Annotated in this window: 25 protein-coding genes and 2 pseudogenes; 2 read left to right on the plus strand and 25 right to left on the minus strand. The window is 42.1% G+C overall.

Features of this window, described 5'->3' with window-relative positions; translation table 11 throughout:
* Positions 1–434: 434 nt before the first annotated feature.
* Positions 435–2,384: pseudogene (locus IAQ59_RS20845) on the minus strand (hypothetical protein).
* A gap of 23 nt (positions 2,385–2,407) precedes the next feature.
* Entirely contained in the window at positions 2,408–4,243 is a 1,836-nt protein-coding gene (locus IAQ59_RS20850; protein ID WP_209332797.1) for a 3-keto-disaccharide hydrolase, read from the minus strand.
* 351 nt (positions 4,244–4,594) lie between these two features.
* On the opposite strand from IAQ59_RS20850, the gene IAQ59_RS20855 reads away from it, so the two are divergent.
* Complete coding sequence (locus tag IAQ59_RS20855) at positions 4,595–5,713, plus strand: 6-bladed beta-propeller (RefSeq protein ID WP_209332798.1); 1,119 nt, start codon at positions 4,595–4,597, stop codon at positions 5,711–5,713.
* 166 nt (positions 5,714–5,879) lie between these two features.
* Positions 5,880–6,086, plus strand: a pseudogene (locus tag IAQ59_RS20860) (Uma2 family endonuclease); the annotation flags it as partial.
* A gap of 51 nt (positions 6,087–6,137) precedes the next feature.
* On the opposite strand, the gene IAQ59_RS20865 reads toward IAQ59_RS20860, so the two are convergent.
* The 23 genes from IAQ59_RS20865 to IAQ59_RS20975 form a co-directional block, all read right to left on the minus strand.
* Complete coding sequence (locus tag IAQ59_RS20865; RefSeq protein WP_209332799.1) at positions 6,138–6,743, minus strand: Uma2 family endonuclease; 606 nt, start codon at positions 6,741–6,743, stop codon at positions 6,138–6,140.
* Positions 6,744–6,946: 203 nt separating this feature from the next.
* On the minus strand, positions 6,947–7,306 hold the full coding sequence (locus IAQ59_RS20870; protein ID WP_209332800.1) for a LytR/AlgR family response regulator transcription factor: 360 nt from the start codon (positions 7,304–7,306) through the stop codon (positions 6,947–6,949).
* Positions 7,307–7,481: 175 nt separating this feature from the next.
* Positions 7,482–8,030: a glycosyltransferase gene (locus IAQ59_RS20875; RefSeq protein ID WP_209332801.1), complete on the minus strand. Its 549-nt coding sequence runs from the start codon at positions 8,028–8,030 to the stop codon at positions 7,482–7,484.
* Positions 8,031–8,263: 233 nt separating this feature from the next.
* Entirely contained in the window at positions 8,264–9,529 is a 1,266-nt protein-coding gene (locus IAQ59_RS20880) for an IS4 family transposase (RefSeq protein WP_342450738.1), read from the minus strand.
* Between the two features lie 131 nt (positions 9,530–9,660).
* Complete coding sequence (locus IAQ59_RS20885; RefSeq protein WP_209332803.1) at positions 9,661–10,341, minus strand: glycosyltransferase; 681 nt, start codon at positions 10,339–10,341, stop codon at positions 9,661–9,663.
* Positions 10,338–11,123 (minus strand): FkbM family methyltransferase, encoded by a 786-nt coding sequence (locus tag IAQ59_RS20890; RefSeq protein WP_209332804.1) that lies wholly within the window; start codon positions 11,121–11,123, stop codon positions 10,338–10,340. The genes IAQ59_RS20885 and IAQ59_RS20890 overlap by 4 nt, the downstream gene beginning before the upstream one ends.
* Positions 11,108–11,875, minus strand: a complete 768-nt coding sequence (locus IAQ59_RS20895) for a galactosyltransferase-related protein (protein ID WP_209332805.1) — start codon at positions 11,873–11,875, stop codon at positions 11,108–11,110. Before IAQ59_RS20895 ends, IAQ59_RS20890 begins: the two co-directional genes overlap by 16 nt.
* Positions 11,876–11,893: 18 nt before the next feature.
* Complete coding sequence (locus IAQ59_RS20900; RefSeq protein ID WP_209332806.1) at positions 11,894–12,946, minus strand: glycoside hydrolase family protein; 1,053 nt, start codon at positions 12,944–12,946, stop codon at positions 11,894–11,896.
* Positions 12,939–13,730 carry a DUF3405 domain-containing protein gene (locus tag IAQ59_RS20905; protein ID WP_209332807.1) on the minus strand — a complete coding sequence of 264 codons (792 nt, stop codon included), beginning with the start codon at positions 13,728–13,730 and terminating at the stop codon, positions 12,939–12,941. The genes IAQ59_RS20900 and IAQ59_RS20905 overlap by 8 nt, the downstream gene beginning before the upstream one ends.
* A 204-nt stretch (positions 13,731–13,934) precedes the next feature.
* Positions 13,935–14,960, minus strand: a complete 1,026-nt coding sequence (locus IAQ59_RS20910; RefSeq protein WP_209332808.1) for a BF3164 family lipoprotein — start codon at positions 14,958–14,960, stop codon at positions 13,935–13,937.
* A 156-nt stretch (positions 14,961–15,116) separates the two neighbouring features.
* Positions 15,117–15,365, minus strand: coding sequence for a hypothetical protein (locus IAQ59_RS20915; RefSeq protein WP_209332809.1), 249 nt, complete (start codon positions 15,363–15,365; stop codon positions 15,117–15,119).
* Between the two features lie 275 nt (positions 15,366–15,640).
* Positions 15,641–16,231, minus strand: coding sequence for a DUF3405 domain-containing protein (locus IAQ59_RS20920; protein WP_209332810.1), 591 nt, complete (start codon positions 16,229–16,231; stop codon positions 15,641–15,643).
* A gap of 159 nt (positions 16,232–16,390) precedes the next feature.
* Positions 16,391–16,804, minus strand: coding sequence for a DUF1573 domain-containing protein (locus tag IAQ59_RS20925; RefSeq protein ID WP_209332811.1), 414 nt, complete (start codon positions 16,802–16,804; stop codon positions 16,391–16,393).
* A complete protein-coding gene (locus IAQ59_RS20930) occupies positions 16,792–17,922 on the minus strand; it encodes a BF3164 family lipoprotein (protein WP_209332812.1) in 1,131 nt (376 codons plus the stop codon). Before IAQ59_RS20930 ends, IAQ59_RS20925 begins: the two co-directional genes overlap by 13 nt.
* Positions 17,923–18,023: 101 nt before the next feature.
* Positions 18,024–18,248, minus strand: a complete 225-nt coding sequence (locus IAQ59_RS20935) for a hypothetical protein (protein WP_209332813.1) — start codon at positions 18,246–18,248, stop codon at positions 18,024–18,026.
* Positions 18,249–18,312: 64 nt separating this feature from the next.
* Entirely contained in the window at positions 18,313–18,537 is a 225-nt protein-coding gene (locus IAQ59_RS20940; protein WP_209332814.1) for a hypothetical protein, read from the minus strand.
* 430 nt (positions 18,538–18,967) lie between these two features.
* Complete coding sequence (locus IAQ59_RS20945) at positions 18,968–19,192, minus strand: DsbA family protein (protein WP_209332815.1); 225 nt, start codon at positions 19,190–19,192, stop codon at positions 18,968–18,970.
* A gap of 420 nt (positions 19,193–19,612) precedes the next feature.
* Entirely contained in the window at positions 19,613–20,719 is a 1,107-nt protein-coding gene (locus IAQ59_RS20950; RefSeq protein ID WP_245189759.1) for a 6-bladed beta-propeller, read from the minus strand.
* A gap of 92 nt (positions 20,720–20,811) precedes the next feature.
* Positions 20,812–21,069, minus strand: a complete 258-nt coding sequence (locus IAQ59_RS20955) for a hypothetical protein (protein ID WP_209332816.1) — start codon at positions 21,067–21,069, stop codon at positions 20,812–20,814.
* A gap of 492 nt (positions 21,070–21,561) precedes the next feature.
* On the minus strand, positions 21,562–21,900 hold the full coding sequence (locus IAQ59_RS20960) for a hypothetical protein (RefSeq protein WP_209332817.1): 339 nt from the start codon (positions 21,898–21,900) through the stop codon (positions 21,562–21,564).
* A 192-nt stretch (positions 21,901–22,092) separates the two neighbouring features.
* The gene (locus IAQ59_RS20965) at positions 22,093–22,506 is read right to left on the minus strand and encodes a hypothetical protein (RefSeq protein WP_209332818.1); all 414 of its coding nucleotides are present in this window, start codon (positions 22,504–22,506) and stop codon (positions 22,093–22,095) included.
* A 61-nt stretch (positions 22,507–22,567) separates the two neighbouring features.
* A complete protein-coding gene (locus tag IAQ59_RS20970) occupies positions 22,568–22,759 on the minus strand; it encodes a P-loop NTPase family protein (RefSeq protein WP_209332819.1) in 192 nt (63 codons plus the stop codon).
* Positions 22,760–23,252: 493 nt separating this feature from the next.
* Positions 23,253–23,861: a DUF4221 family protein gene (locus tag IAQ59_RS20975; RefSeq protein WP_280868271.1), complete on the minus strand. Its 609-nt coding sequence runs from the start codon at positions 23,859–23,861 to the stop codon at positions 23,253–23,255.
* Between the last annotated feature and the right edge of the window lie 78 nt (positions 23,862–23,939).

Below are 23,939 nucleotides of genomic sequence, written 5' to 3' on the forward strand. Positions count from 1 at the left end.
AATAGTACAATTTGAATTGTTCGGTTTAAAGCAGGGGGGTGTTTTTCAAAATCCCAAAAATGCCCCATAATTAGAGAATCAGAGGGCTTTTTTACAAGTTTTGGAATTTAGTCGGATGACAGTATTTCCGAACTAAAAATTGTTGATTCTTTCGAAGTTTAAATTTACTCTGGGAGTTATACCTTTCTTTGCAGTCATTAAATAGACTAGTGGATGATTTTTGCGTGTTAGAAGCAATTTACTTGTTTGTGCTCTTAAGCATTTCGGGATCCCGAGTTAAGAATTCAAAAAGATTCATAGGACTAACAAGCAAAGTCACGAATACCGAGTAACAGAAGGCTGGCTTCCAAAGCAGCATATATTGGTTCCGTCCAAAAGATTATCAGCCATAGCCGAACAAAAAAGCAGGCCATTACAGCCTGCTTTTGTTGTATTTACTTATTGAGTGAACTGATCCATTTAGCAATCTTCAATGCCTCCTCACGCGGCACATGCGGCATGGGGGGCATCGGAGTAGCATATTCGGGCCAGTTTTCCGGTCTAGGCGTATGGATCAGCTCCACGATTTGTTCAGGCGTATAATTCCGCTTGGCCACATCCACATAGGCTGGCCCCACCTGCTTGGTGTCTTTGTTATGACAAGCCACGCAGGTATTTTTCGCCAAAAGCGGCTGTACCATCTCCAAAGTTACCACCTCTTCCTCTTGGACTGGTTTTGGAGTAGCAGCCGGGGGAGTCTTGGCTGGTGTAGCAGGCTTAGCGGCCACCGGCTGCGGCTCTTCTTTTTTCACTCGGGAATCGAACGTAGTCACTTGCCCCGCTGCCAAAGAAGGTCCTTGGGGAATATTATTGAGCGTATAGTAAGCCGATGGATGAACGAGCGAATGGAAAGTATCCTTTTCTCTTACCCCTTCGAGGAATAGATGGTGAATGTAGTACTGTTTCAAACCGTCGACCACAATACGTACGGTCATGTTATCGTCAGATACTCGTACTCCGGTCACCTTTGCCTCTTCATTGTCCACCGGCGGGCTGCCATACACGGGATGGTATTTGTAGATAAAGCTGGATACCGAATAAGACGCCAAATCCTCTAGGGATTTGCGGTCAGCAGGCTTGGTAAATTCGATCTCAAAACCATCTGGCATGGCTTTGACGGTGCGGATCTCAAAGGGCAGCTCGCCTGTCCACACCAACCGCTCAAGGCCCTCGTTTGCCTCTCCGGCAGAACCCCAACCCCGATTGGTTTCCCCCACAAACAGCGACCCATCCGGCGCCCAAGCCATGCGCAATACGCCGGAACGGAACCCGCTGCGGAAATCAATGGCCATACCCTGCAATTCACCGTTCACCTCTTCCATAAATACCCGCATGATCTTGCTTTGACCCTAGTCACCTACGAGCACCTGCCCGCCAAAGGGACCTATGTTTCCTTCGGGAATTTTGATAGGCTCAGAAGTAGAAATCCCATGAATACCATAAGGAAACCATACCGCAGGTAATTTAAGATCCGGAAGTTGCTTTTTTGCTTCGAACATGGTAAGGTATTCCTCATCCACCACGTTTTCCGGTTTGATCATTCTGCCCTGATCATTACGTACCTGGCGGGGATCCACCACTCGGTTAAACTCCTCTGTCGTGAGTTTAAGGGGAGAATTGGGCAAATTCGTCCATCTCAGGCCCGCCGGATGTCCTGTGAAAGTACCTCGGGTGATATGCCATATACCGCCTGAGGCCATGTAATCTCCTTGGTTCTCGGTGTAGAAAAGCTCACCGTCAATTACGCCCAAACCGGCCGGTGAGCGCATACCCGTTGCCCAAGGCAACAATGACCCGTCTTCCTTGATCTTCATAATCCAGCCTCGGTAGGGTACGCGGCTTTCGCCCCTCCACCATTCCTCGTTGCCAAAAGCCACGTTGCCCGAAACGATAAAATCTCCGTCGGGAGCAAGAACCGGCCCAAAACTGTACTCGTGGTAGTGGCCGGATACGGGCCATGCGTGAATGGTCTCGTAGCTATCGGCCACGCCATCTTGATTGGAGTCGATCAGTTTGGTTAACTCACCGCGTTGTGCACAGTAAAATGCGCCATCTTTGTATACCAGGCCTAGGATTTCGTGAAGTCCGCTCGCAAACTTGCGAAAATAAGGTCTGGGACTGGTAGGGTTTTCCACAATATATACATCGCCCCTACGGGTAGCCACACCCAGGTTGCCGTTTGGCAACGTGGTTAGACCACCAACCTCAAGCAGAGTGCCTTCCGGGCTACTTACCCGAAGGATTTTATAGAAATCTTCCTCCATGGGAGATTCCTGTGCAAATAGGGCTGCTGTGCTGGAAAATAGCAGGCAAAGACCCAATAGAATGTTAAGTGAATATCTCATTTTTATAGGGATAACTAGTCAGACTAAAACAAAATGGAGTAAGACACCTCTGAGCCGGCGGGCATAAGTAGCTCAATGTTGTCACCAACTTTCCGTAGCTGCGGACTGCCTCCATTCACTTGGATATAATAAGCCTTGTCGCCCACCGTGTAGAGCCCAGTTCCGGATTGCTCGATGGAATCTGCAACTGCCAACCTTACGTACATATCCGAAGCGCCGTTTCTGATCGCTATATTCCGCTGTATACCCTGCCCATTTGCGAGTATTTCCAATTTATCCTCCACTTGTGCGCCCAATACGTGGTATTGAAAGGCTAGGTGATTTGGCTTTTCCAACACTTTATATCCTTTAGGTCTAAAGGCCGTGCCCGTTGAGTCCGAAACCCATACTGCTGCTTGATCAGCTAGCTTGCCAACGGCAAAAGAAGGGGGGGCCAAATGTACCACCGCACCGGTAGGACGGGATGAACCATCTCCCCGGCTGTTCCACATGGGTGTTGCATTCAGAAAGTCTCCTCTCCACACCTGCACCAGATTGCCGTGATCCATATCATAGGTGTAATGTACTGCTTCGGATGAGCCTACAGAGACTGCGTGCGTCACACGTACTCTTCCGGGCACATCCATGAAGCTTCGAAGTACAGGTCTCTCTCTAGGATCCACCAATATGGGATCTGCCCCACCTCTACCGGTTGAAGCGCTTTGGCTATACTGCACTTCGCGCAGGCTTGGTCCGGCTACGGTTAATCCTAGGGCTGGGTTAACCCAGTCTTGGAACTTAGCATAATAAATTTCTATATCATGCTCTCCTGCTGGCAATTCGACCTCGCCTCGACCTCCGTTTTGCGTCAAACCAACCACATCGCTTCCGTTAACCCGAAGTAATCCTCCACCTCCAGGGGTTTGCAGCCCCATACTGTAGCTGCCCGGTTCCGTTACGCGAATCTTTCCGGTATAGCGAAGGAGGTATTGTTTGGCTTTGGACCGAATATTGCCGGTGAGTACCGGCGTAGCTCCACGAGCAGCCGGCTGCAGTGCTGCAAGATCGGGCATTTCCCTGAAAGTCCCCTCGTAGAGTTCATAGTTGAGATCAAACAACTCAGGCTTGGGACTGTCATACATGGTGATTTTTAAGTTCCGAAAAGCCACCGCCCCGTGATCTCCCTGTATACGGATCGGCCCTTTAGCCACCTCCTTGGCGTACATCGCTCCACGGGTGGGGCCCAAAAGCTCCACATTTTCATGGATCAGTACGCCGTTCAGTTCTACGCGCAACATACGGGCATTGGCCACTTTGTTACCCGCAGCGTCAAAGCGTGGAGCTTGGAAAGACACCTTGAGGTGCTGCCATAGGCCGGGCGCTTTGCTTACGTTTTGGCGGGGTGCGTAGCCTTGATAGCCTTTTTGTCCATCCGGCTTCGACTCATCCCAGCGCTCGTAAATTCCGCCGTTGTCGCCCGAACGTGCTTGGGGCCGTCCCCAGCTATCCAATAGCTGAACCTCATACATCCCCTGCAGGTAGATGCCCGAGTTGGAGCCTTTGGCCATCAGGTATTCCACCTCCAGATCTATATCGCCGAAGGTATCGTTGGTGTAGAGGTCTTCGCCTTTTTGGCGTTTGGAGGGGATATTGGCGAGAACGCCGGTTCCCTTGGTAGTGGTCAGAAGGCCTGATTCGTTCAAATCTGCCTGTACATCGCCTACGACTGCCCAGCTTTTGCCAGGATTCTTGAAAAAATCCATATGATCTAGTGAAATCCCGCCGGTCTGGGCAGTTGCCCCGAAAGAAATCAGACAGGCAAAAGCCAGCAACTTCCATTCTCTAAATCGCTGACTGTCAAATATATTACATTTATGCATGTAGAATAATTTTTTTGAACCCGAAATATACGGATCGTTTCCTGTTTATTTTAAAACTTCGGACAGGAATGGAGGTTTTGGGGAGGCAAAAAAAGTTAGAATCAAACCCCAAAAAATCACATCTGCATAGGTGTAAGGGCCATAGGCAGCGAGGGGCTTTTTGTTAGGCTGGCTTTACATGGGGCTACAAAATAGGCGAATTGCTGTGAAAAGTAATAAAAGCCAATCACTTCTCGATTTTTCAAATGTCCTGGTCAGAGACCAATATGGCCTATGGGGTCTCTCACAACACATTAAAATTAGACATTTTAAGTTTCTTTGTTTAATTTTAATGCATAAAATGGGTAATTGATGAAAGTATTCTTATACCTCTCTGCTTTTTCTGTGATGGCTTCTTGTGGGCAAGAACCTTCTGCTGACTCTATAGATTCCTTCATTCATCTCCCGTTTGAAAAGGCTGAAGATGCGGATATTCCCGGCATGACGGAAAAGACACATTTTATTAAACTGGACAATAGTCCGGAGGCCTATTTTACCGACATCGCCAAACTGACCTATAAAAATGACAAGTTCTATATTATGGAAACATTTTCCCGGGAAAAGGGAGTGTTGGAATTTGACGGAACGGGTACTTTTATACAGAAAATTGGCGAGATTGGAGAGGGACCCGGAATGATGCGCAGACCGACTGACTTTGAGGTATTGGGAGACGGAACCATCGTATTTTTGGACAGGGATACACAACGCCTATTTTTCTTCGATCCCAACGGGGAATTCAAAAAAACCCAGGATCTTCCCTTTTCGGCGATTTCAATAAAGTCATTATCAACAGGAGACTGGCTATTTTCCGCAAATGTGCAGGGTGATTCGTTGGGGTTCAAGGTAATTATGACCGATTCTGAGTTTATGCCTAAGGAGTATCTTTTCCCTTATTCCACAGGAGAAACCTATAGGGTACTTTCCTATGGAAATTTCCCAGCTTCGGATTCAGAATTCCTCTATCACCGACCGGTCAGCGACTCGCTTTTCCTGTTTGGCAATAATGGTGAGTTGAGGCAAGTCATCAAACTTGATTTCGGGAAAGAAGCACTTCCTTTGGAAGCCATGTATGACTTGCGGTTAATGACCTCCTATAAAAACAAAGGACCTTATTATTATTTAAATTCCAGCCCGGTACTTACCGAACACTACATAGTAGGCACCTACACGACTACCTTCGATGACGGAGGTATATGGCTATTCTCCCGAAAATCGGGCAAACTTTTTAGACAGACGTTTGATTTTGAAAGGTATACCTTTCAAAACATCAACCGTCCCATCACGACCCTGCCTGACCACGGAATCGTTTCCCATATAATGCCTGAATTTATTGAGTTTGAAAAAAACATTAAAGACTTACCCCAAGAGATTCGGGACCATCTTGCCGAAGAGGGGCATGTATTGGTGGTTCATTACCTGAAAGTAAGGTAGACTTGACCCTAATCAATTTCCTCAGAATTTAATCCCACCCGAAACAACCTGAAAAAATCTTGCTTGACTTCCTCGTTGATTCCGCAAGAGATACCTATGGATGATGATTGAAACATAAACTGGGTTCTAGGAATTCAATACAAAACCCAAAACTCCATAAGGGTAGCTCCAACATAAATACGAGGTATATGAAGAGTCTGGGGTTAAGGAATACTGGATCGTAGACCCAGAAAGCCAAACGCTTTTAATCTATACCCTCGTCCAAGGCAACTACCATTCCTCACGGCTTATGACTTTGGGAGATACTGCCAAATCGGCTGCAATAAATGGCTTTGAGTTAGACTTGACCGATTATTTTTCCGAGAGGCAATGAAAAAGTGGGATTTTCCAAATTTGCACAAAAATAGATTTATGACGCGGATACCTATAATCCTCCGAACACCTCATCCAGATCCAGCTCAAAGCCTGGTAGTGCCTGAGAAGCTACCCGGTCGCCAAAGGTAAACAGCCGGGAGGACCGGTAATGTTCGGACTCGAGGGTATAGATCAGCAGGGTGCGCTCGTCGGGATGTACCACCCAATATTCCCGGACGCCAGCTGCCTCGTACACTTCGTACTTGTGCTGCAGTTCCTTCTTATTGTTCCCCGGCGACAGGATCTCCACGACCAAGTCCGGGGCACCTACGCATCCCAGTTCGTCCAGCTTCTCCGGGTCGCAGACCACGCAGAGGTCCGGCTGTACTACCGTATCGATTTCAGTTGGGTCTTTGGAAGAGATCGGGAGCCGCACATCAAAGGGAGCGGTATACACCCTACAGGTTCCCCCTTTTAGAAACCCGTGAATTCTCGTCACCAATGCGACCGAAAGCTCCTCGTGGATTCTTCGGGGTGCCGCCGCCTGCCTAAACACTTTACCCCGGATCAGTTCCACCATCTCATCCAGCTGCCAGGTCAGGTAATCGGCATACGTGTAGGAACCATAGGCAAAGTTAGGTTCCTTGACCAAGTTTCTATCTTGTTGCTTTTCCATGGTCTTATTCGGCGGACATCAGAAATTAAAGATAAGGAAAAAGTTTCGATTTCTTGAGTGAAGACGGGTGAACCACATGATGCATTGATGATTTTAGGTGTTTGATTTGGAGGTTTCTATGAGCATCAAAAACTTCCAGTTTAACGCAATAAATGCACCCTCGATTGAATCCAACGGCCTATTTCCAAAATACCAGATGCGAATTAGCTGAAAGCGGAAACACCGTTATCTGACTGATTGCGTTGGGCAACTAAGCTTTTCAAGGCCGCCCATTTGGATCTGGCAACTTGCAGCCTATGACCATTCTGCATTATTACGCATTTCTCCTTTGGTTGAAGGGATTGGATTAATGCTACATTAAGCAGGCAGCTCCTGCTGATTTTAAAAAAGGTTTCAGGCAATTCACCTTCCACCTTTCTAAGTGACGAGCAGCAAGAATGGCTGCTTCCGTCTAGGAAGAATACCGTGAGCAGGTAATCGTTTACTGCAAAGCAAGTGACCGTTTCCAGCTCGACTTTAAGGAGCTTCTGACTGCATTTTAGAATTAAAGAATCACCATTCATAAAAATAAACTTAGTCGTATAACTAGGTTGTTAAGTTAGAAAAAAAAAAAACATGATTTCAAACAAAATTGAAATTATTTTACAACAAATCACACGAAAAAATAATTAAACTATTTTATAATATATATAATTATTTCTTATTATAATTTTAATTCAGATTTTTTCCAACTTTTATTCAATATAGTTTGAGTATTTCACTGTAAATTAACTCCAATTTCTCACCTAAAACGGCATTATCAAAATTGCGTAGCACGTATTCCCTGCCGTTTTTTCCCATGGTTCTCCGAACGTTCTCGTTATCGATAAGGTACTTCATCTTCGTTTTAAGGGCTTCAATATCTCTTTCGGGTACCAGGTATCCGGTGATTTCATCAATCACTCCCTCCGGTATCCCGTTGTGCAGGGTTGCGACCACCGGTAATTGCATGGCCTGGGCCTCTTGAAGCACAAGACCCTGTCCCTCTGAATTACCATCGCTACCCGTAATGCTGGGAAGCACAAAAATATCGGCATTTCTATAAAATTCGATGATGTTAACTTTTGTTCTGGCGCCATGAAAAATAACCCTGTCTTTTAATCCCAAATCTGCTACCAATTCTTTCAAAGGCACCATCAATTCCCCTTCTCCTACGATGTCATAACGGATATTCGGATAAAGTTCCATAAGCAGATGGAAGGCTGAAATGGCGTAATACAATCCCTTTTTTTCCACTAAGCGCGCCACGCTCAGTAGCCGAATGTGCTGAATGCCTACTTTACGGCCGCTGCAATGCTATTAAGTTAAGCTTTTTGGTTTGTTTTTCCGGTTTCAAAATCGACTAATTTTGATTTTCACCTTCCCTTTCTTGGCCCTTTGTTAAGGTAGGGGCATATCTTTTCCTTACCCCCTTAAACAGGCGCTCCATTTTTTGGGCGATAGGTTGTTTGGTTGACCTTCTTTTGTTCTTCTGCTGTTTTCTATTTATAGTATTGGTTGACCCGGGTAGATTTCCCCAAGGCCTTTCTCGAAAAATTCCTGCCCTTTCTTACCGCCACCAGCTTTCTGGTTATCTTGGTCACCAGGGTTTCCAGTATCGTTTCCACGCAGTCCCGGCTGAACAACTCCACAATCCTTTTCCTGGTCTGTAGAAAGGCGTTTTTCCAGTTGTACTTGTAAAGCAGCTTCCGTTTCCCTTTTCGCTTTCTACCCTCCATTTCCATCTGCCCGGTAGCGGCCATTCCGGCCAATGCCACCATGTTCATTGCCAGGATATGGGCGTAAAATTCCTGGTAGATCCCCTGTGGCTTCCTGCATCCGAACTGCTCCACCTTTATTTTTGGCTTAAGGTTCTTGATACCCTCCTCAACCCCCCATCTCATGTCATAGAGTTCCGCAAGATCTTCTGTTTTAAACTCTTCGATATCCAGTAGGCTGCTCACCAGGAGTTCGGTTTCACCTGTTTTCAAGACGGTCTTGGTTACCCTTACCCGTACCGGATCCGGGGTTTGGGAGGTTTCCCTCTCTGATTTGCTGGGCACCCATTCGGTGATGAAATCCATCCTGCTGTCGGCCATCACCCCTTTGGCAAAATTGGATATCCCGGTAGACATCCTGATGCAGAATGGCCTTCCTTCACCGGTCATTCTGCGCACAAGGTGGAAGTGTCCAAAATTCCTGTCCAGCACAAGCAGGTCATCCGGCCTGGGAGGGATTTCCAGCAGGCAGTCATCGAGCAAACCCGATTCCCCGGTACTCATCCTTCCGAGTCTTGCCTGCAGGGTAAAGCCTGTAAGCACGTCGTAGACGAGAAGTATCCTTGCCAGGGAGCTCTTTGAACTGTTGGCATCCACTCCGAAATGCCCCCTTATCTGCTTGGATGCGGGCAGGTTGAGCGTACTCCCGTCGCCGGCGAAGACCCTGTGCCCCTTCCATCTGAGAGTAGAAAAGGTGTCATAGTGTTCTGAACTGATAGCGCACAGGTCGGAGAAAAACTGCCAGTCGATTTTGTAACGGGCCTGGGAGAAGGCGCTTCCGGTGACTTCCTGCTTGCCCAGCTTCGACATGACATCGTCGGTGACAAAATCGGCTGATTCCTTGAACAGCTGCAGTATCGAAAGTGCCACAGCCTGAAAGTCCAGTGGGGAGGCCCTGGAGAAATGGGCGGGGCTTGAACAGTAAATGGCCTGATTTTCAGGTGATTGAATTTTGTCAAAGATTTTTTTTCGGACAATCGCAAGATATATCCGTCATGTTTTGGTCGGTATTTTGTACCTTCATAGCTATATGGTTTTGAAGCTTTAAGTTACTTAAAGCAAGCCGGTTTTCATAAGGAAAACCGGCTTATTTTGGCCGTACGGATCATTTTTTTCTTAACTTAATAGCATTGACGGCCGCTGGGTGTAAATTCTTCGGTGTTGATTCCAAGGGGAAGTACCACCATTTTGTCCCTTTCAAAACCTACCGAAGCCGCCTTTTCTCCAATATAATTGGATATCACAATATACTTATCGCAATGGGCAATCAGGCCTTGATAATAGTTTTTTCCCATCGCCTGATGGGTGATATCATATCCGTAAAAGGTGGTGAGCATTTTCCCCTCCAAAAGCCCAAGGGTTCTCACAAAAACTGCCCTCAAGCCGGTTGGACCAAAATGACAATGAATAATATCGTATTTATTTTTGGATATGAATGGATAGAAGAGGGAAATCAAATAAAACCGGCGGAATATATCCTGCTTACTGTAGAAATCCTGAGACTTAAGTAACTTTACCAATGTCCGAACAGTCGGTTTTACATTTACTATTAGGGTGAATTTGAGCCATGCCCATAACGTGTTTTCGGGCACTATCGGGGGGTAATAAGTACGGCTTAACAAGCGCAATCGGTTTATCTCATCATGCACCATCTTTTCTCCCGACCTGCCTGCCGGAAAAATATCCACCTCATGACCTGCCTTGACCAAATAAGTAAGTTGGTTGAGAATAAATGTTTCGGACAATTTGGGAAAACGCTCCACGAAAAACGCTATTTTTAATTTTTTAGAAATATCGCTCATGTCCCAATACTTGTTTTTAGTGTGTGGATGGAATGAAAGTCAAGAAGGTACTTGATGTCCTTTTTTGATAATTGGTCATGGGCGGCATTTGAAAAGCAAACAAAATCTCCCTCAAACTGATAAACCCGGTAGTTATTGATAAGAAATAGCCGTGTAGCGTTTAGTTCCTCTCGGTTCAGGTGTTTTATTTCCAATAGGATAAGAGAGGGTTTGAATTTAGATAAATTCAATTGACTAAGTATTTTCCAGTCGTGGCCCTCACAATCGATGCGCAATAGATCGATTTGTCGAATCCCGTGCTTTTGAAACAATGTTTCGAGGGTAATGCCCTGTATGCTTTTAGAGACTATAAAAGGATCCAATATACCGTTTAGGTGCTTACTGATATGGCTTTTGTCAAAGGAACCCAATTGGTCATACCATTCCGGCAGGTTGCCCAGGATATATTTTGCCTTTTTGTCCACCCAGTAAAAATCCTGCCTCGTACCGTTATTGATGGCAGCGTTTTCAAAGAAAAACCTGGGGGAATCGGGATAATGGGTCTTTAATTTTTCAAACAGGTAAGGGACAGGCTCCACAAAGAGCACCTTCCATTTGTCGTTTCTTAAAATGGAGGTATAAAGCAGATCTTTGGTTTTGCCATCATTAGCCCCGATTTGTACTACCGTCCAGGTTTTCTTATCCCCGCATTTTTCAATCCAATAGCTTATAATGGATTTCTTTTTGGAGAAATTCCACCTCCATATCAGTTTTGTGGAAAGAAGGGCTAGGCACGATCCCATCGTTGTATTTCTTTGATTAATTCTTTTTTTCCGAGAGATTTAATACGAAGAATGTCATTCCACTTTCCCTGATCTTCCCGGTCATTATGAAAACTACTGTTCATACCCCGTGGATGGGAGAGGTGGAATAGCGGGCCCTCAATACGACTGTGCTTATACCCCATTCCTTTCCATCTGTGTAGCCGCTCCCCGTCTTCCCTACCCCAACCATAAAAGTTGGGATTTTCCATTCCTATCGTTCTGTAGTCCTTTCGATTGGCTAAAAATGCTCCTCCTATAGGATCAGGGCCATATAATGGGGTCATTTTGCCTTTTTGTGATAGTAAGATTTCGATCTTCCTTTCTTTTATAAAAATCTCCCTTATTATAATCCCTGTATCCAAAAACTCCTTTTTGTAAGGAAAAACAAAACCGGATCGGCCTTCTCTGAGTTTCTGAACGGCAGTTTTCAGTTGATTTGGCGGAATGATAACATCGCAGTCCCACACGGCAACAAAGGGTGTGGAGGATAAGTCCACAAGTTTATTGATGTATTTTGTTCGGTGGAAAATCGTATCACCGTCTTCTTCGAAGGTGTAAGCAGCTTCCTTTCCGATTAGAGAAGACACCATGCCTGTGGAGTAACTACTTGCTTCATAAATCAAAATAGGGGAATCGAAGTGGCTTCGAAGGAATTGTACAACAACGAGCAAATTTTCCAAACGCTGTATGGTATCCAATCTAATAGGGATAAGAAAGCTTAGGTCTTTCATAATTAGATCATTTATTGATTAAGGGTTTTCGTTGAGCAGATGGAGCAATGAATAGGAAATCCCTGAAATGCCATACAGAAAGCCCAGTTCATGATCTGGGTTTGTGGATAGATAGGCCCAATAGTCAGATGACTCAAAATGAAGTAAAGCGGCTTGACGATTACCTGTATTTTCAAAAACACTCACATAATCATCAATCTCTCTTTTTATTTGGGCATCCAATAAAATTAATCCCGCAAGTCCATTTTCTACATATAGGGCTTTATTGCGAAGTTCGAAGCTGGAAAAAGTAGCTTCAATAACGTGATTTATCAAAATGCTTGCATGGTTTTCCCATTCAGGTAAGGATAGGCGTCTCATCGACCAATAAAGATTAAGGCTGTTTCCTGGGTTTTGTGGAATTGAGGAAAGCACAATAGGCGTTATTTCCTTGATCATCCGATTGATTTTATGGGGAAGTAATCCGACCTTGACGGCTTCTGCCAATACGTAAAGATAATTGGGCAGATCCCAAAACACGTGAAATCCATTAGGTTCAGCAAATGAGGCTTTGCCGTATGCTACCATTAAATGTATTCGGTTGACAAGAAGAGTTGCCAGTGAAGTGAACAGTTCCCTCGAAATGTGAAAATCTCTTATATCAGATAGTTCTGCTAACCGGTCAAAAATATAGAGGAGGTAACCTAATAATCCCCGTTTCACACCGAATTCAATTTCCTCAGACTTTTCGCTGATGACTTTAAAAAGAATGTTGTCAATCTGTTCCAACAACTCATCTGCTTCTCCCTCCAATGAGCCATTTTTGATTAATTGATGAATACCCCAAGCTATTCCTGCCAGGCCATTGTCAAAATAACTGGGGACTGGGTTTTGGTGAACAAAGGAGTACACCTCCTGAACGGTGCTTTCCGCTGCCGTTCCGAACCTAGGGTCGTTTTGATGGTGAAAGGCTTGAAAAAAATAAAGGCAGGCTCCCATTTTCCCTTTAAAGATCCCCGGGGTATCTAGTTTGTGGTAATGGGTAAGCAACAGCTCATCCAATCTTTGCCGTATTTCCGCAGCCTTATTCATGGTTAAGTTTTACGGGATGATAAAGTTTGTTTTCCAAGTTGCCGATTTTCTCGAAAACAGGTCTCCAGCGCATGGTGCCGTCCGACAGTATACCTTTGGGGTTGGGCGTGTTTTCCAGGTAAAACCGGTTTTCAAAACCGTCCGGAACAAATTCCCCCATACCTCCAAAGTCGCTGATGGAAAGCCCACTCTCGTAGAGCAAGGTGGGAATCAGCACTTCATGGTGACCACACCATTTGCTTGAGAGTGCTTTGTGGAGTAATTCTAAACCGGCTCTTGAAATCCGGTAGATAGGGTTAAAAGAGCGGATGCGTTGTTCCTGGGGAATCACGAAATACGGATGGGCCAGGGCTGACCACCAGGGCCACTCAGGCTCGTCTTGGTAGCGCCTAATATGGCTGCTGATAAAGTCAGCGTCCACTGAGGAAAATTCCTCAAAAAATGCGCTCCAATCCCCCGAGAAATCAACGTCATCTTCTATGCACCAATAGTAATCGTAATTCGGGTGGGAGAGGTAGAATTTCAGCAAGGGGAAATGGTTACTGCCTGGAACTAGCGTAAAGCCTAATGGGAAATAGTTAAGAGAGCTCAAAACCTCATCCGTAAAATTAAAAACCTCGACCCCCTCTTCTTTGAACTTTGGACTTGCTTTATCCAAATGGTATAGGAGCAATGTATCTCCTAAGTTTTTGGTATGTTCAAAAATCAATTTGTATTTCTCTATTAATTGGAGAGAGCTTTTATTGGCTAAAATTAAATATGCTTGAGAAATCATATTTGTCATATAAATAAGGAGTATTTTATGTACTTTCAAAAACTCATCAAATATTATACTACTAAACAGTTAAAACAGAAACATCTCTTAGGATCCTATATAGAGTATTCATTATAATACTACATATTTTTGCAAGTAAATATACCTAAAATAGATAAAAACATCAAGTCAAAACAAACATATTAGTTTACTTCAAATATATTACAATCATATTCAATATAGATTATAATAAAATAGTGGATTTTCTTCATTAAAATTAATGCAGTATAATTTACTATTTTCCTCATCAATAACAAAATCATAAATTTCATTATCCAATGATATCTTCTTTATATATTCTCCATTTTGATCCAATACTCGAATTTCGTTACCATAACCAGACAAATCCATTTGACTATATAGTTTGCCAAAGTACAGTAAATAGATATTCTTATCAGTGATGACTGGATAGGTTATATAATTAATTACTCTATCAGGCTTTACAATCATCCTGTTATCGAATGATATTTCTTCGTTAAAATTATTTCCAGTATCAATAGTATTTTCCAACTCTCCGAATAAGTTGTATACTTCTATTCGATCATGATCCATCATAGATTTGATGATTTTTCCTGATTCTTTAATGTAGGAATATCTCCCTTCATAAAAAGTTCCATATAGTATATCAGGTATTTCCTTTAGCTTCTCATTTTCCTCATACGTTCCAAACCTGCTTGTTACTTGACCGTTTTCAGTAAATTTTATAAAATGACTTTCCTTCGATTGTGTAGTGGCAACGAAATAATCTTCAATAGGCATAACCGATATAATTACATCCCCAGTAACAGGGGTTTTCACTATCTTAATAGGTTTAATTTCACGCTGAGAAATAATAGTGTCTATATTGAATTTTAAAAGTCTCGCGTAGCCACCATCTCTTATGTAGAAATCTCTATATACCACATGAAGAGATACAGGATGTCCTAATTCATCTGGACCATCTCCAATATTTAAACCGTCAATAATTTTATTTAAATTGCCCTTGTCGTAAATAGTTAAAACATTAACATGCCCAAATCCAACTGTGATTAAATAATTATCAATTTGATCGATCAGGAATTCCATTTTTGTAATTTCAGTTGAGAATTCATTAGGAGAAGATAATCTTGATTTTTCTATCGTGTCATTTAAGTTTTCCAAACTATTGGATTTACAGAATTGAAATATTATTATAATGAATATAAAAATTAATTTTTTCATGACTTCCAATAAGATTAAGTTAGAATCTATTTACGCTAAATTTCGGCGATTAAAATTTAGACACATGTAAATTGTAACTAATAGTGGACTTTATTCAAAAAAACAAAATCCACTATTAGTTTATATACGCTTATTGTTAATTTGGTTACTTGCCAACTAAGATCTCGACTTTTTTCCCCATGATGTTATTAGATCAGCTCCATACCAAAATGTACATTGGAGGCCTGGTTGAGACCAACAATTTTCGTTCTGACACATTTCAAAATTGGCATTTTCTCCTAACCCACATGCACCGCCACTACTACCACCATTTCCTTCGGCATCAAACGAATTGAATAAACCAACGCTCATGGCTACAACACCTGCTGCCATTGTAGCTTTTTGTAATGTCTTTTTCTTTTTCATGATTTAAATAATTTTAGTTTAACATACGGGAAATTTTAAAAAGATTTATTAAAAATCAAATAGGTTTAAGGCTATTTCCCGTGAATGGTAGGTTTTATCCCGTGAATGGTCACTTTTTCGCAAAAAGATGTATGTTGAGCCTTGTTATTTTTTGGTAGAGGATTGGTTTTCAGGATACTAATCTCTATCGATCTGCTTTTTTGAAGCCAAGAATACCAACCTCTCTATTCTTGGTTCCGCTGAAAAAAATAAACCCGGATATTGAATTTCCTTAATCAATTAGGCAAAACAGCGATGGCATACCAAATGAGAGAAAAGGCAGGTTTGTTGCTTGAAAGTGCCTTGTGAAGTAGCTCCAAACCGGCTCTTGAAATCCGGTAGATAGGGTTAAAAGAGCGGATGCGTTGCTTCTGGGGAATCACGAAATATGGATGGGCCAAAGCGGACCACCATGGCCACTCTGGCTCATCTTGGTAGCGACGAATGTGGCTACTGATAAAGTCAGCGCCTACTGAGGAAAACGCCTCAAAAAACGCCCTCCAATCCCCCGAGAAATCAACGTCCTCTTCTATGCACCAGTAGTAATCGTAATTCGGATGGGAAAGGTAGAATTTCAGCAAGGGGAAATGGTTGCTTCCCGGAATTAGTGAAAAGCCAAGTGGGAAATAGTTAAGAGAGCTCAAAACCTCATCCGTAAAATTAAAAACCCTGACCCCTTCTCCTTTGAAGTTTGGACTTGCTTTATCCAAATGGTATAGGAGCAATGTATCTCCTAAGTCTTTGGTAAGTTTAAAAATCTTTTTGTACTTCTCTATTAATTGGATAGAGCTATTATTGGCAAGTATTAAATATGCTTCATAAATCATGACTTCGATATATATAACATCTTTATTACTATTATAAAAATCAATTTGTTTCTTTCAAAAAAAATTATATAATAGAAAATATTTCTTTTAAAACATTAGGAAATCAGCTTCAAAATGAAATAACATTTACTATAGATCTGTGAATTAAAAAAGAAAAAACTAATCTATATCGAATGGAACAAAGCCAGATATTTCCAGATGATGTGGACTTGAATCAGAATTAGAATAGACTAGAATTTCTTTAATAAAATGACCTTTGTTCTCAATATTATATATTACTTTAAAGCTGTCCTTTCCATTCGGCTTTAACGAATTTTGACTCCACTGAGGGATAGTGCAACCACATCCAGCCTTAACGCTGCTTATCTTTAATGCCTTATTTCCTCGGTTTTGATAAACGAAATAAACCTCGGCATTCTCTTGCAGATAAAGTGTGTCAAAATTATGAGATTTTTTTTCAAATGAAATCTCAGGATGAAACGCTTTTTGGAACCATGTTTTCATAAGAACTCCAATTGCTGTTCCAACTACGATGACAATCAAAATGAGTAAAACATTTCTCAATTTTTCCATGTTTCCATAAGGCTTTTAATATTGTACCGTAATACTAATTCGTTCGCATAGTCGGTCGCATAGAGAAAACCCTTGCGTTCATCTACACCAATGGAATTTAAATAGTTGTCAAAATACAAAAGGCAAATAGGGTTCCCTACCCAATCAAACACCCGAACAAAGCTTTCCCGGCGAACAGCGGCTTCATCTCCGCGACTTTTTTTCATTTCTAAAGCAAAGATGAAGTCCTCAGTGACAGCAGTCCCATTATATCCATCTATTTTATCCCTTAGAAAATTCGTAGTTGGATCAATTTCTTTGGCGTCATAGAAATTATCCTGCCAATTTACTCCGTCAACTATGGATTTTCGTAGTACGAGATTATCATCCAGTATATCGATACGATTAAAGGTAGCCATTGCCTGAACAAATAAGTTTTTCGTTGGATGCTTTGTAAAAGTTGTTGTGTATAGACTGTTCACTATTTCTGCGGGCAGAAGATGGATATTACTCATCGTGGGGAATAATTCGGATTTCTTAAAATCTCCATTCAATGGATTATATGATTTTATTCGAACTCTATCTTGCTCAGAAATCCAACAATCGGAAATAAGTTTTTCATCACTAATATAAAATAATCTGAAGAATGGAAAGGTGCGTCCGTCTACCTGTATTTTTTTTGTTATAACCGGATGCTCTGCCTCTGTATTCAACGTTTTGGTTAGATCCACTTTTGAAAGGTGCCCCCTCATGAAATCGAAAATCCAAAGGAATATACTCGATCCCCTTACCTCGTATTGGCCATCTGTCGTGTATGGCATTGTCCATGCTTCAGGACCTTCACCTCTAACTCCCATTGACCCGAGGTATTTCAAGGAATTCGTGTTATAAGCATGAAAGTGGTGTTTACCTGAATTAGATGTAGTAAGAAGAATGGTATCCAATATAAATACCTTATGGTGGTGGAAAGGGTCACCTCGAAGGATTTCTTCTTTTTGAGGTGTTTGGGTTGAAGGGAAATTTTGATGGCCTACTTTTACTACAAGGGGCATACCAATGAAATTTTTATTTTCTCCTCCACAGGCAAGGGAAATAATAAAAATTACCGCAATCCAGATATTTGAAATCTTCTTAATCATAGTATTAGTAATTTATATTAAGATAAAACCTGATGCTTTGTTTTTCAAAGCATCAGGTTGTTGATGAACTCTTCATATTAGTGAATTACAAATCAATTTCATTACCAAGTTCCGCACATGCCTAGTCCAGATCCCTGCCCAGTTAATGTTGCACACCTATCAATAACGCAAAAATTAGTAACTCCGCTATCTCCATCTACACTATGTGTGCAATAGCCGCCACTTCCCCCATCAGCTTCAACGCTAAATGAGTTAAAAAGCCCAATACTCATAGCAACCACTCCAGCTGCCAAGGTAGCTTTTTTCAATGTCATTTTCTTTTCCATGTCTAGATCGTTTTGTTTTAAATGTAATTAGGATTTTGAAATTTGATTAAATTATAGTTAAACATCACCAAGTACCGCACATACCATGAAGTGTTCCTTGACCATTTCTTATCGTACACTGGTAATTTTCACAATAATTAGTTACACCACTGTCTCCCGCTGCATTGTGATTACAATATCCGCCACTTCCTCCTTCGGCTTCAACACTAAAAGAGTTAAACAATCCCACGCTCATTGCGACCACTCCGGCGACAACGGTTGCTTTTTGTAATGTCATTTTCTTTTTCATGATTTAAATATCTATAGTTTAACATATAGGAAAGCTCAGAAAGATTTATTACAAATCAAATAGGTTTATGTCTATTTCCCGTGAATGGTAGGTTTTTTCCCGTGAATGGTCACTTTTTCGCAAAAAGCTGCTTGTTGAACCTTGATGTTTTTTAGTAAAGAACTGTAATTCATACTACTATTCAGTATACCCCCCCATTTGTTGAACCAAAAGCTACAGGTACTAGGTTAATCTAGCCATCGTTTTGGTAATACCGGCCGATGTCGCTTGTACGGTTTTTATGCCTGGTTTTCATCTGTTTATAATTTGTTCTTAAGCGGTCAGATGGAATCCCTGCCTTCGGCAGGCAGGTCGCATGGTTGATAGTCATCTTATTGTTGTACAGCTACGTCATGCTCGATTTCATCGCGATAGAATATTTTTTGTTTACCTACTCATAGGCATTTATTTCCTTGATGTCTGCTATGCTGTATTCATCGGGTAGTTTATATCCGTTGATAAAAATGGTCGGTGTATGAGTAACCCTTTCCTTTTCACACCAGGTCTTCATGGCTTGTAGTTTTTCCTGCTGATGGTTGAGCTCTCCATTCATGGGATAGCGATTGGCAAAGACCGCATAGTCCCTTTTTTCGGCAGTATACCATCGGTCTAACACTTCCTGAGTTACCTTAGAGTCTCCTTTGCCGTTGATGGCCGGAAATGGCTGTTGGTTTTTGCATGTAGATTGTCCATTTTAGAAGTTTGAAGACAATTTCTCATTTGGGGCGGAGTTAAACACATTTACACAGCTTGAGGTATTCCTATGGTTTGGTTTAATAGATTATTACTTTGAATTAATACTTAGCCAATCTAACAGTTATTATTTAATAAATGAATTCGAATAATGCTGTTTCCCGTGAATGGTAGGTTTTATCCCGTGAATGGTCACTTATTTCATGTGAACTGGTATTTGGAAAAGGATAATCAGGTAACTGTATGGGTGTCAATGACCTGAAAAATTTGGTGATTTTTTGTGTCGTTCTCTAATGCATACCTTTAACACTCCTAATTATTGCCATATTCAAAGCTAAATCCGTTATTTTCCACTATTTCTATCACCCTTTATACTCGGAGATACTAGACGATAAAACACAATTAATGGATTTTTTTCCTCCATTCCGTCCTCGTTCCCTAGGATGGAGTAAAACATATTCCCTTTTAGATGTCTTGGTAAGCTTTGAATCTTCATCGCCGTTAAGTGAGTATCTGTTGTATTTTTTAGAATTGACAATGGTATACAGTTAACTAAATCCAATAATACCAGATAATACTGCTTTTCATATAAAAAAACCAAGCAGGCATATCCTTCGAACATTTCCACATAGGATACCCAAATTTGTTCTTCATTTTCGAATCCCGTAAAGTGGAGTAGGTATTCCGGAACCAGATGATCTTCCACTTTTCTGTAGATCGTATCTTTATGCTCAAATAATCCCTTTTGTCGAGTTTGAGGTAGGTAAAATAGGCTTGATTCATTTCGCCCGCCCAGAACTCTTGGTAACATATGGATTAACGTGAATTTTGAAATATAACTGTACAGCGGGTTTTTCTGGTGTTTGATGACTTCAAGCGTTTTTGGTTCGTATGAGCTTAATAATACGTTACGGGCTTTTTCGTTCGAACCAAAAATACTCTCTTGAATCACCAATAACGTATCATTTTCATTGTACAGGGAAATTGGACGACCAGGCAATCGGCTTGAGCTAATGAACTTTCCGTCAAGGTCATAAGAAATTAATACCATTTTAACCCAATCTGCCACAAGGACTTTATTTTCATTCTCTTCCAGATAAATCGCATAGGGCAAAATATATTCCATAGGGCCTTCTCCAATCTCCCCGATTGCCCGGAGAAAACTACCGCTGTAGTCAAATTTTAAAAGCCCCTGTTTTCTGTCTAAAAGGAAAAAAAAGTTTTGTGAGAAGGCTATATCCTGTACTGATGAAATAGGAGGGATTCCCTTGGCCTCGAGATTTATGGTATCCAGCGTTTCAAACTGTAATTCCGGCAATCCACCAAGCAAAAACTCTTTTTGGATTTCTATGGTAGTGGTAGGCACAAGCGCATCTGAGATGTCTTTACCTCCACAATTTTGTAATAGGAAAACCGGAAAAACAAGTAAAGTGAGCGTGGTATACTTCATTTCTTTTTTGAAAGCACATCCGGTAAATTTTCCGGGAAACCGCATCCCGAAGTATCTGGGATGTCTTTTGAAAGCGTATTATAGCTATTGACTCAAGAACAGGCATAAGTACCAAAACCCGTATTATAGACATATCGCCGCACCACTGCATGACAGTCTGAAAAACTTAAACCAGGGTGAGGGTTATGCAATGTGTCTATGAGAATGGTGCCTTGAGAATCCTCATACAAGTAGCAAACGGAGCATGTTCCCCCAGATCCCCCAGATCCTCCGTAAATCGTTGTCATTTCATCCCGCTGTAGCACATCCTCGGCCGCCAGCTTTAATTTTTCTAAATTTAACTTTTTCATTTTTCTTTTGATTAATGAAGTCTATTGATTTCCCAGACCAGCTAAGGACACCCGGGGTTTGTGCCCATCCATGTGTTTAATATTTATCTCTAATCGGCCACAACTTGTCCTAGTTTATTGGGATGGAATGCCATTAGCCGTATAAGCATTCGCGGTCACTCGTTTCTCTCGGAATAACTTCAGAGTAGTGGATAATGAGCAGTTCGGTCTTATCCTATGCCCTAAGGAAACAGTAACTCATACGGAACGGGAATCAGAAACATAGCTAAAGCAAGATTTTCTAAAATATTTTTGTAACCGAATTAGAATATTTACCTATTTCTCTATCAATCTAGCTTTTTAGTAGTTAAAATCAAACCCAAAAACACGTTTTCCCGTGAACTGACCCATTTATCCCGTGAACGGGCAGTTTTACCTTTTGAATGAAAGGGCAAATACGACTAAGTCTCAGATAATGAGGATAGGTACAACACTGTTTTAATCGTCAGTATTCTACGTCGGCAATCCCATGCCCGAAGGGCTGCCACCCCCGGGAAAATCATCTCCTCCTTCCCGGCCCCGAAGTAGATTGCATGAACGATAGCCGATGAGGCGGATGCTTCCTATGAAGATATTCTCACTCCCGACTGCCGATCGTGGCACCAAGCACGCTGCCCCGCACAAACGTTCAACCCCGCACGGGGTTGGGGGCTCGGTATCTTTCAGTGCCCTGGGTTGCCACCCACGGTTATTGTTGTAACGGCCCTTAAGACCGTTGGCGCATGTATGCTTGGCGTCTAGGTAATGCGTCACTTGAAAATTTTCAACCGGATGGTCTTCCACCCCTCGCATACTGCACCTTTCGTTTAGCGGATGGGCTTATCTGGGAAATCTGTGTGAATCTGTGGTTAACAAAAAACATTCAATCTGGAGATCAAAAACCAAAAACCCAAGCTCATCCGAGAAATTCTTTTTGCTGATACATGTAGATGCCTGTCGATTTGATTTTCCCACCTGGCTTTGAGTGATCCATAAGAAAAATATTCAATACAAAAACCCAAAAAGCCACAAAGGTATTTTCGTACCAAAACCAATTTCAATATCATCTGCTGCAATCAAATAGGAGGACTCTCCTTTTACCTGAGCGGCATTTTTACTTTTTCCCCCTACTTCAATATGTACCCCGGAGACATAAAAATCACCCGAGTTCGGCAAGGTGACGGAAAGTTTTGCATTGATTAACTGGTTAAGCAAAAAAGTTTCTCTGATGGAACCAAGGTCTGGATTGGCTTTCATGGCAAAAGCCAAATTGGTGTTTTCCAGATAGACCTTTTCCGGCTTTTGCAAAATGGATACGCCTTTTCCCCGCACCAAAAGAAAATTCAGCATGCTGGCTTTCTCCAAATGGACAAACCAAGCGTAGATAGTTTCCCTACTGACGTCCAACTTCCTGGCCAAAGCAGATATATTTGGCTTGAAAGGTACCGACTCCGCCAGCACACCAAGGAGCTTTTTAACCTTAAACGCAGTCCCTTGGTTGTTTGAGGTAAAAGCGGATATATTGTAACATCAAGGTGGTTTTTCCGGAGCCTCTGGGTCCCTTTATGGCAAGCATGCGCTGCTCCCATTTGATGGTCCGCATGAGAAATCTATAAAAATCATTTCTAACCTGCCTGATCAAGTTGTCGTGAAAACTATACAAAACTTCCATTAAATTGTCATTTATGATTTACAAAAGTAATTACATTTTGTCAGTTCGAGAAGACATTTTAAGGGTTTTCTCCTCGTGTAAGCTAATGTTCTCGCTTCAATAACTGGCCGGGTATCCAATCAAAATTAAGCTACTTTTTAATGAACTTATGCCATATTCTTTTAAAAATCAACCACCACCATTAAACCAAGTGCTTCGCTGTCGCTAAATTTTGACTATTATATCCAGTTCCTTTATTGACTTTGTATGAAGCGTGGTGATAGGCGCGGGGTTGAGGGACGTGGTGTCTGTCAGTGGCGTGGATTGCACCCACAGTTATTTTTGTAACGGCCCTTCAGGCTATGGGTGCTTGGCGTGTAGGTATCGCCTCCCTTGAAAATTTTCTACCAGATGTTCTTCCACCCGTCGCATACTGTACCGATCTTTAAGCGGATGGGTTTATCTGGGAAATCTGTGTGAATCTGTGGTTAACAAAAAACATTCAATCTGGAGATCAAAAATCAACCACCAAAAACCCAAGCTCATCCGAGAAATTCCGAAAGACCCAAAGCTTTCCGTCCTTGGCAAAGTACTTGACATACTCAGATTCCAGTTCTGGGACTTTAACTTCCGCAATCAAATTAAACCCGGAATCAAAAACTGCAAGGTACACGTTAACTTCCCGTATTTCAGGAAGACTCGAACCTTCCTCCCTATGCTCGGAGAAAATTCTTCGGGCAGATAAGCGCAGGTAACGTTGTTTAGCAGAATCCCAAACAGGGGGGCCAAACCGGACCTGTTCCAATAATTTTTGATACTCATCATTTACCTGTTGATCCGATGATATTACTTTTCCGCCGAGGTCCTTGGCCCGCTTTAGGGTCCTTGTCGGCTCATAAGTAACAGTTTGGGTATGCTCTCCTTCAGAATTAAAAAGGTATATTTCATTTGAAAATTGATGGCTAACGAGGACAACATCATTTTCAGCAGTTAAGAATACAAGGGGATCCAGATACGTATAGCTCTGTGAATCATCAGGAGCCAAAATAAAATTTTGATAGGATCTTTCTGTATCAATATCATATCGAACTATCCTTTTTTCCGCTACCGATAAGACATCCAAAAATACTTCCTTTTCTTTATTGTTGTACCGGCCCCTAAATTAATCGGACGTAAAATAGTTTAAAAACTGTAAATTTAC

The organism is Lunatimonas salinarum (genome assembly GCF_017811155.1).
Classification (GTDB): domain Bacteria; phylum Bacteroidota; class Bacteroidia; order Cytophagales; family Cyclobacteriaceae; genus Lunatimonas; species Lunatimonas salinarum.

What these genes read in the sequence shown, in the direction of transcription:
- IAQ59_RS20960 (WP_209332817.1), bottom strand. Translation starts at nt 21,900, where the DNA reads ATGCGAGGGGTGGAAGACCATCCGGTTGAAAATTTTCAAGTGACGCAT.
- IAQ59_RS20940 (WP_209332814.1), bottom strand. Translation starts at nt 18,537, where the DNA reads ATGAAAAAGAAAATGACATTACAAAAAGCAACCGTTGTCGCCGGAGTG.
- IAQ59_RS20905 (WP_209332807.1), bottom strand. Translation starts at nt 13,730, where the DNA reads ATGACAAATATGATTTCTCAAGCATATTTAATTTTAGCCAATAAAAGC.
- IAQ59_RS20925 (WP_209332811.1), bottom strand. Translation starts at nt 16,804, where the DNA reads ATGGAAAAATTGAGAAATGTTTTACTCATTTTGATTGTCATCGTAGTT.
- IAQ59_RS20950 (WP_245189759.1), bottom strand. Translation starts at nt 20,719, where the DNA reads ATGAAGTATACCACGCTCACTTTACTTGTTTTTCCGGTTTTCCTATTA.
- IAQ59_RS20865 (WP_209332799.1), bottom strand. Translation starts at nt 6,743, where the DNA reads ATGGAAAAGCAACAAGATAGAAACTTGGTCAAGGAACCTAACTTTGCC.
- IAQ59_RS20895 (WP_209332805.1), bottom strand. Translation starts at nt 11,875, where the DNA reads ATGAAAGACCTAAGCTTTCTTATCCCTATTAGATTGGATACCATACAG.
- IAQ59_RS20870 (WP_209332800.1), bottom strand. Translation starts at nt 7,306, where the DNA reads ATGAATGGTGATTCTTTAATTCTAAAATGCAGTCAGAAGCTCCTTAAA.
- IAQ59_RS20850 (WP_209332797.1), bottom strand. Translation starts at nt 4,243, where the DNA reads ATGCATAAATGTAATATATTTGACAGTCAGCGATTTAGAGAATGGAAG.
- IAQ59_RS20915 (WP_209332809.1), bottom strand. Translation starts at nt 15,365, where the DNA reads ATGAAAAAGAAAAAGACATTACAAAAAGCTACAATGGCAGCAGGTGTT.
- IAQ59_RS20920 (WP_209332810.1), bottom strand. Translation starts at nt 16,231, where the DNA reads ATGATTTATGAAGCATATTTAATACTTGCCAATAATAGCTCTATCCAA.
- IAQ59_RS20910 (WP_209332808.1), bottom strand. Translation starts at nt 14,960, where the DNA reads ATGAAAAAATTAATTTTTATATTCATTATAATAATATTTCAATTCTGT.
- IAQ59_RS20970 (WP_209332819.1), bottom strand. Translation starts at nt 22,759, where the DNA reads ATGGAAGTTTTGTATAGTTTTCACGACAACTTGATCAGGCAGGTTAGA.
- IAQ59_RS20955 (WP_209332816.1), bottom strand. Translation starts at nt 21,069, where the DNA reads ATGAAAAAGTTAAATTTAGAAAAATTAAAGCTGGCGGCCGAGGATGTG.
- IAQ59_RS20890 (WP_209332804.1), bottom strand. Translation starts at nt 11,123, where the DNA reads ATGGGATCGTGCCTAGCCCTTCTTTCCACAAAACTGATATGGAGGTGG.
- IAQ59_RS20930 (WP_209332812.1), bottom strand. Translation starts at nt 17,922, where the DNA reads ATGATTAAGAAGATTTCAAATATCTGGATTGCGGTAATTTTTATTATT.
- IAQ59_RS20900 (WP_209332806.1), bottom strand. Translation starts at nt 12,946, where the DNA reads ATGAATAAGGCTGCGGAAATACGGCAAAGATTGGATGAGCTGTTGCTT.
- IAQ59_RS20855 (WP_209332798.1), top strand. Translation starts at nt 4,595, where the DNA reads ATGAAAGTATTCTTATACCTCTCTGCTTTTTCTGTGATGGCTTCTTGT.
- IAQ59_RS20935 (WP_209332813.1), bottom strand. Translation starts at nt 18,248, where the DNA reads ATGGAAAAGAAAATGACATTGAAAAAAGCTACCTTGGCAGCTGGAGTG.
- IAQ59_RS20885 (WP_209332803.1), bottom strand. Translation starts at nt 10,341, where the DNA reads ATGAGCGATATTTCTAAAAAATTAAAAATAGCGTTTTTCGTGGAGCGT.